Source organism: Photorhabdus africana (assembly GCF_035181445.1).
GTDB classification, from domain to species: domain Bacteria; phylum Pseudomonadota; class Gammaproteobacteria; order Enterobacterales; family Enterobacteriaceae; genus Photorhabdus; species Photorhabdus laumondii.
This window is the reverse complement of record NZ_JAXBVE010000337.1, coordinates 1-223: the sequence shown is the minus strand read 5'-3', so window position 1 is coordinate 223 and position 223 is coordinate 1. Positions and strand designations below refer to the sequence as shown.

Sequence of the window (223 nt, the reverse complement as noted above, 5' to 3'; positions counted from 1 at the left end):
GGAGCTTGACAACCAGAACCGGCCACGCTCGGGCGTCAACATATTCTCGACTGTCTTACGGATGTCTTCGTATAAATCACTGTTCAGATCAACCGTCGTTTTCTGTGAAGAACTGGCCTCCCCAGAGACAGAATTGTTGACATTACCACTGCCTCCTGATGTCCCCATACTACTGGTTGAACCTGAGGCAACACTGGCATTACTGCTGGTACGGGTGTTGAGA

At 50.2% G+C, this 223-nt stretch carries 1 protein-coding gene; it reads right to left on the bottom strand.

From position 1 onward, the window contains the following. On the bottom strand, nt 1-223 hold a 223-nt coding region (locus tag SLS51_RS25030), incomplete at both ends, for a secretin N-terminal domain-containing protein (RefSeq protein ID WP_323840924.1).